A 6847-nucleotide genomic window follows, 5' to 3' on the forward strand; every position below is an offset into this window, starting at 1 on the left:
CGTAACACACCCGTGTAACGAGTGGAACCCCGAAGCCGATGACAGGTACAGCAGACGAGTTGGAACTCGCCGTTGCCGCCGCAGTCAAGGGAGACCGGACAGCGGCCGCGCGGGTGCTGGAGCTTGTCCGGCCCGGCGTGGTCCGCTACTGCCGCTCCCGAGTGGGCGGTGCGGAGAGGGTCAACCTGTCTGCCGACGATGTCGCCCAGGAGGTGCTGATCGCGGTGCTCTCGGCTCTGCCGGGATACCGGGACCAGGGACGTCCCTTCATGGCCTTCGTGTACGGGATCGCGGCCCACAAGGTCGCGGACGCCCATCGGGGCGCCGCACGGAACAAGTCCGATCCCGTGGAGTACCTCCCCGAGGTGCTCTCGACCGACACGGGGCCCGAGGACCACGTCCTCGACGGCGAGGTGTCCAGGGCCATGGCCGGCCTGCTGGAGACCCTGCCGGAGAAGCAACGGGAGATCATCCGACTGCGCGTCGTCGTCGGCCTCTCCGCTGAGGAGACCGCGGAGATCGTGGACAGCACGGCCGGAGCCGTGCGCGTCGCCCAGCACCGGGCGATGAAGCAGCTCCGGGCGAGGATCGAGAAGGACGGGAAGGAGCGATGGCGATGAACGACGATGCGGACCACACCACCGGGCCGGGCGATGACGCCTCGCTCTACCACGCCGCGTGCGACCCGGCCGACCTCGATGCGACCGAGGCCGCCCTCGCGGCCCTGGGGGCCGGGGGGCACCCCGGCGACGCCGACGACCCGCTGCTGGCACTGCTGGCCGACTGGCGCGCCGAGACAGCGGCGGCGCCACTGCCGGCGCTGCCGTCCGACGAGGAGATCGCCGCCGCCCTGAGTCCGAACGTCGTCCCGCTGCGCGGCTGGGCACGGCGGCGCGAGCACCATCACGGTCAGCGTCCCGCTCTGTGGCAGGCCGTCACCGGCGCCGCCGCCGTCGCGGCGATCATCGTGGGCGGGCTCTCCGTGGCCGCGCACAGCGCCATGCCCGGCGACCCGCTGTGGGGCGTCTCCAAGACCATGTTCTCCGACCGCGCGGGCGACGTGGAGCTGGTGGCCACCCTGAGCGAGCACCTCGCCGAGGCCGACGCGGCCGCGCGCGAGGGTGACACCGACCGGGCCAAGCGACTGCTCGGCGAGGTGAGCGAACGCCTCGGCGAGGTCTCCGACGCCGCCGAGCGCGTCGAGTTGATGAAGCGCCGGGACGCCATCAGCCGCGACCTCAGCCGCGTGGTCCCGACCACCGTGCCGTCGCCGGAGCCGCGGCCGGCCGACCCGGCCAGCCCCGGACCGGGTGCGGCGACGCTCGTCCCCGCCCCCGCGATGCCGCTGCCGGATACGGGGCTGCCGGTGATCCCCGTGCCGCTCGACGGCCTGCGGATCTCCACCACGCTGCAGATCCCCGTGGACCCGCAGCGGCTCCGGGACCTCATCCCGCCGCAGCAGAGCCAGGAGCCCCGGCCGGAGCAGGACCTGCAGCAGTTGCACCAGGCGCCCGCTCCGGAGACGCAGGCCCCGGTGACGTCGGTGCCGACCTCGCCGGTGCAGCCCACCGCCCCGGCGGACCTCACCGCCAAGGAGTCGGAGGCCGCGCCGCGGTCACCGTCCGCGGGCGGCTGACGGACCAGGCTCGCCCCGGCGGTTCCCGCCTCAGCGGATCCAGCGCGCGCGGCGCGGGCGCAGGGCACGGACCGCGTCCGCGTACCCGCGGCAGTACTCCCAGGTGGCGTAGTGCTCCGGCTCGGGGTCGAACGCCGGCTCGTGGGGCAGGAGCGTGCCGTCCTCGAGGAGCTGCGAGAGGTTGGAGCGCAGCATCTCCCAGTCGTGGTAGTGCTCCTCGGCGCAGTCCTCGCACTGCACGGCGATCCCGCGGACGCCCCCGGGGGCCAGCAGGCGCTGGAACTCCTCGAGGTCCGCGAGGTCCTCGAGGACCGCGCGCCGCTCGTCCGCGTCGAGCGGCTCGGACTGCTCGACCGGGTCGAGGGAGGCCAGTTCGGCGGCGGGATCGTCGGGGTCGCCGGCGAACGGATCGGGGGGCATACCGGGTGGCAGGGGATCGTTCACACCCCCACGGTACCCGCGACCACCTCCCGAAGGGGGTCGACGGTTCGAGCCCCGGCCCCCCGACGCACTATCCTCGACCACACCACCGAGACGACCCCCAGGAGGACGGCAGATGAGCGAGTCGCGAGGCCCCGTGCGTACCGGCGGCGACGATCCCGCCAAGGTCGCGATGGTGGGCCTGACCTTCGACGACGTGCTGCTTCTGCCCGCCGCGTCCGAGGTCGTCCCCAGTGAGGTCGATACCAGCACGCAGCTCACCCGGGACATCACGCTCAAGGTGCCGCTCGTGTCGTCGGCCATGGACACGGTCACCGAGGCGCGGATGGCCATCGCCATGGCCCGCCAGGGCGGCATCGGCGTGCTGCACCGCAACCTCTCCGTGGCCGGCCAGGCCGCGCAGGTGGAGACGGTCAAGCGCTCGGAGGCCGGCATGGTCACCGACCCCGTCACCTGCGCACCGGCCAACACCCTCGCCGAGGTCGACGAGATGTGCGCCCGCTACCGGATCTCCGGCCTGCCCGTCACCGACGAGCGAGGCGAGCTGGTGGGCATCATCACCAACCGCGACATGCGCTTCGAGGTGGACAAGTCGCGCCGCGTGGACGAGGTCATGACCAGGGCCCCGCTGGTCGTGGCCCGCGAGGGCGTCACCGCCGAGGCCGCGCTCGGCCTGCTGCGCCGCCACAAGATCGAGAAGCTGCCGATCGTCGACGGCGACGGCAAGCTCACCGGCCTCATCACGGTCAAGGACTTCGTCAAGACCGAGAAGCACCCGGACGCCACCAAGGACTCCGACGGGCGTCTGCGCGTGGCCGCCGCGGTGGGCACGGGGGAGGACGCGTGGCAGCGCGCCACCGCGCTCACCGACGCCGGGGTCGACGTCCTGGTTGTGGACACCGCCCACGCCCACAACCGCAACGCCCTCGAGATGGTCTCGCGCATCAAGCGTGAGCTCGGGGACCGCGTCCAGGTGATCGGCGGTAACCTCGCCACCCGCGGCGCGGCCCAGGCGATGATCGACGCCGGCGCCGACGCCATCAAGGTGGGCATCGGCCCCGGCTCCATCTGCACCACCCGCGTCGTCGCCGGCGTGGGCGCCCCGCAGATCACCGCGATCCTCGAGGCCTCGGTGGTCGCGCACGCCGCGGGCATCCCGGTGATCGCCGACGGCGGCATGCAGTACTCGGGCGACGTGGCCAAGGCCATCGCCGCGGGCGCCAACTCCTGCATGTTCGGCTCGCTGCTCGCGGGCTGCACCGAGTCGCCCGGCGAGCTGATCTTCGTGGACGGCAAACAGTACAAGGTCTACCGGGGCATGGGCTCGCTCGGAGCGATGCGCGGCCGCGGCAAGCCGGGGGAGGCCACGAGCTTCTCCAAGGACCGCTACTTCCAGGACGACGTGCTCTCCGAGGAGAAGCTCGTGCCGGAGGGCATCGAGGGTCGCGTGCCGTACCGCGGCGACGTGGCGCAGGTGCTGCACCAGCTCGTCGGCGGCCTTCGCGCCGGCATGGGCTACACCGGCTCGGCGACGATCCCGGACATGCACCGCGCCCAGTTCGTCCAGATCACGGCGGCCGGCCTGCGGGAGAGCCACCCGCACGCCATCCAGATGACCGTCGAGGCCCCCAACTACACCGTCAAGGACTGAGCGCCGTGCGTGACGTCGTGGAGATCGGCATGGGCCGCGAGGCCCGTCGTATGTACGGGCTGGGGGACGTGGACATCGTCCCCGCGCGCCGCACCCGCAGCTCCAAGGAGGTGTCGACGGCCTGGCAGATCGACGCCTACCAGATGGACATCCCGGTGATGACCCACCCGACGGACGCGGTGGTCTCCCCGGACTCGGCGGTGGAGTTCTCGCGGCTGGGCGGTCTGGCGGTGCTCAACGGCGAGGGCCTGTGGGCCCGGCACGCCGACCCGGAGGCCGCGATCGCCGACCTGCGCGAGATCGCGCTCGAGGACGTGACAGGCCACCGGGCCGTGGCGCGCCTACAAGAGCTGCACCGGGCGCCCATCGACCGCGAGTTGCTCGCGGCCGCCGTCCAGCGCGTCCGGGACGAGGGCGCCACTGTCGCCGTCCGGGTCTCGCCGCAGCACGCCCGCGATCTCACCCCCGGGCTCGTCGCGGCGGGCATCGACATGCTGGTGGTCCAGGGCACCATCATCTCCGCCGAGCACGTGAGCGGCGAGGACGCGCCCCTCAACCTCAAGGAGTTCATCGGCGGGCTCGACGTGCCGGTGATCGCCGGCGGTGTCGTGGACTACAAGACGGCGCTTCACCTCATGCGCACCGGTGCGGCCGGCGTCATCGTGGGCTACGGCGGCGTCGACGGCGTGACCACGACCGGCCCCGTGCTCGGCATGGAGGTCCACATGGCCACCGCGATCGCCGACGCCGCGGCCGCGCGCCGCGACTACCTCGACGAGACCGGCGGCCGCTACGTCCACGTGCTCGCGGACGGCGACATCTACACCTCCGGCGACATCGCGCGCGCGGTGGCCTGCGGCGCCGACGCCGTGGTGCTCGGCCCCCTGCTCGCCGGTGCCCTCGAGTCACCGGGCCGGGGCGTGTACTGGGACGCCGTGGCCGCCCACCCCAAGGTTCCGCGGGGGCACGTGGCGGAGACCGACGACGAGACGGCGCTGGCAACGATGGAGGAGGTGCTGGAGGGGCCGACGAGCGCTCCCGACGGCTCGCGGAACCTCATGGGCGCCCTACGCCGGGCGATGGCCAAGTGCGGCTACTCGGACGTCAAGGGCTTCCAGAAGGTGGACCTCTCGGTCAAGTCCTGACGGTCTGGACAAATTGAGGGTGACTGTCCACAAGCGGTGAGCGGCCGGTAGTGTGTTGCGCACCACCGACCCAGGGAGAGCCCGCATGACGAGCAGCAAGCAGCAGCCCTCGGCTACCGCCGCCACCGACACCGACGTGCTCGTCGTGGGCTCCGGCTTCGGCGGCAGCGTCACCGCGCTGCGGCTGGCGGAGAAGGGCTACCGCGTCACGGTGATCGAGGCCGGGCGCCGCTTCCACGACGAGGACTTCCCCAAGACCTCCTGGCGGCTCCACAAGTACGTGTGGGCGCCCAAGCTCGGTCTCTTCGGCCTCCAGCGTGTCCACATGCTGCGCGACGTGATGATCCTGGCCGGTGCCGGCGTGGGCGGTGGTTCGCTCAACTACGCCAACACCCTGTACAAGCCACCGGCCCCGTTCTTCAACGACCGCCAGTGGGCCCACATCACCGACTGGGAGGACGAGCTCTCCCCGTACTACGAGCAGGGCCGCCGTATGTTGGGCGTGGTCACCAACCCCACGCACACGCACTCGGACGACATCGTCAAGGCCGTCGCCGAGGACATGGGTGCCGCCGACACCTTCGTCTACACCCCCGTCGGCGTGTTCTTCGGTGAGAAGACCGGCGGGGTCGGCAAGCCGGGCGAGACCGTCCCCGACCCGTACTTCGGTGGCGCCGGGCCCGACCGCACCGCCTGCATCGAGTGCGGTGAGTGCATGACCGGCTGCCGCCACGGGGCCAAGAACACCCTCGTCAAGAACTACCTCGGCCTGGCCGAGCGGGCCGGCGTGCGGGTACTCGACCGCACCTCGGTGACCGGTCTGCGCGAGCGCGTCGACGGCACGTGGGAGGTCACCCTCGAGCGCACCGGGGCGTGGACCCCCCGCGGTCGGCGATCCCGCACCATGACCGCCGATCAGGTCGTGCTGGCCGCCGGCACCTGGGGCACCCAGCACCTGCTGCACTACGCGAAGGACGACGGCTCCCTGCCGCGACTGTCGGACGCCCTCGGCCGACTCACGCGCACCAACTCCGAGTCGATCCTCGGGGCGATGCGCAAGGAGTACAAGCCGGAACAGGACTTCTCCGAGGGCGTGGCCATCACGTCGTCGTTCCATCCCAGCTCCGACACCCACGTGGAGCCCGTCCGCTACGGCAAGGGCTCCAACGCCATCGCGGTCCTGCAGACCCTGCTCACCGACGGTGGCGGCGACACCCCACGGTGGCGCAAACTGCTCACGGAGGTGCGCCGCGATCCGGCGATGTTCGTCCACCTGTTCCTGCTGCGCCGGTGGAGCCAGCGGACCGTGATCACCCTCGTCATGCAGAACCTCGACAACTCCCTGCAGACCTTCGTCAAGCGCCGCGGCCCGCTGCGCTACGTCTCGAGCCGGCAGGGCCACGGCGCGCCCAATCCGTCGTGGATCCCGTTGGGCAACGAGGCCACCCGGCGTATGGCGGACAAGATCGGCGGCATCGCCGGCGGCACCTGGGGCGAGATCGCCGACATCCCCCTGACCGCGCACTTCCTGGGAGGTTGCGCCATCTCCGACACCGCGGAGAACGGGGTCGTGGACCCGTACCACCGCGTGTGGAACTACCCGACCCTCCACGTGGTGGACGGTTCGGCGATCTCCGCCAACCTCGGCGTCAACCCGGCCCTGAGCATCACCGCCCAGGCCGAGCGCGCCATGTCGCTGTGGCCCAACAAGGGCGAGGCCGACCCGCGACCCGCGCAGGGGGAGGGCTACCGGCGCATCGACCCCGTCGCGCCGCGCTCTCCGATGGTGCCGGCCGACGCCCCGGGCGCGCTGCGGCTGCCCATCGTCGACGTGCGCTAGGTGTACTGCCCAGCCAGGTTGTTTGAGATCCGGCTGATGGGTGGGAGCTTCCCGATTGCGGTGTGGGGCCTGTGGTGATTGTAGTAGTGCAGCCAGGCCGGCAGGGCTGCGCGGCGGGCTGATTCGCTGTTGTA

The 6847-nt window shown here is 71.9% G+C and carries 7 protein-coding genes; 5 read left to right on the forward strand and 2 right to left on the reverse strand.

The window, feature by feature from the left end:
• Positions 1–38: 38 nt before the first annotated feature.
• Positions 39–620 (forward strand): sigma-70 family RNA polymerase sigma factor, encoded by a 582-nt coding sequence (locus tag ACH0BZ_RS13740; RefSeq protein ID WP_406899120.1) that lies wholly within the window; start codon positions 39–41, stop codon positions 618–620.
• A complete protein-coding gene (locus ACH0BZ_RS13745; RefSeq protein WP_406899121.1) occupies positions 617–1636 on the forward strand; it encodes a hypothetical protein in 1020 nt (339 codons plus the stop codon). Before ACH0BZ_RS13740 ends, ACH0BZ_RS13745 begins: the two co-directional genes overlap by 4 nt.
• A 30-nt stretch (positions 1637–1666) precedes the next feature.
• On the opposite strand, the gene ACH0BZ_RS13750 is transcribed toward ACH0BZ_RS13745, so the two are convergent.
• Positions 1667–2080, reverse strand: a complete 414-nt coding sequence (locus ACH0BZ_RS13750) for a DUF5319 domain-containing protein (RefSeq protein WP_406899123.1) — start codon at positions 2078–2080, stop codon at positions 1667–1669.
• Between the two features lie 112 nt (positions 2081–2192).
• On the opposite strand from ACH0BZ_RS13750, the gene guaB reads away from it, so the two are divergent.
• The 3 genes from guaB (at position 2193) to ACH0BZ_RS13765 (ending at position 6713) form a co-directional block, all read left to right on the forward strand.
• A complete protein-coding gene (guaB, locus tag ACH0BZ_RS13755; protein ID WP_406899125.1) occupies positions 2193–3728 on the forward strand; it encodes an IMP dehydrogenase in 1536 nt (511 codons plus the stop codon).
• 5 nt (positions 3729–3733) lie between these two features.
• Positions 3734–4873, forward strand: a complete 1140-nt coding sequence (locus ACH0BZ_RS13760; RefSeq protein WP_406899127.1) for a GuaB3 family IMP dehydrogenase-related protein — start codon at positions 3734–3736, stop codon at positions 4871–4873.
• Positions 4874–4958: 85 nt separating this feature from the next.
• Positions 4959–6713, forward strand: coding sequence for an FAD-dependent oxidoreductase (locus ACH0BZ_RS13765; RefSeq protein WP_406899130.1), 1755 nt, complete (start codon positions 4959–4961; stop codon positions 6711–6713).
• On the opposite strand, the gene ACH0BZ_RS13770 is transcribed toward ACH0BZ_RS13765, so the two are convergent.
• The coding region (locus ACH0BZ_RS13770; RefSeq protein WP_406899135.1) for an integrase core domain-containing protein at positions 6710–6847 on the reverse strand (138 nt) is incomplete at its 5' end. The genes ACH0BZ_RS13765 and ACH0BZ_RS13770 overlap by 4 nt on opposite strands.

It is taken from the genome of Dietzia sp. 179-F 9C3 NHS, from assembly GCF_045369825.1.
Taxonomy (GTDB): domain Bacteria; phylum Actinomycetota; class Actinomycetes; order Mycobacteriales; family Mycobacteriaceae; genus Dietzia.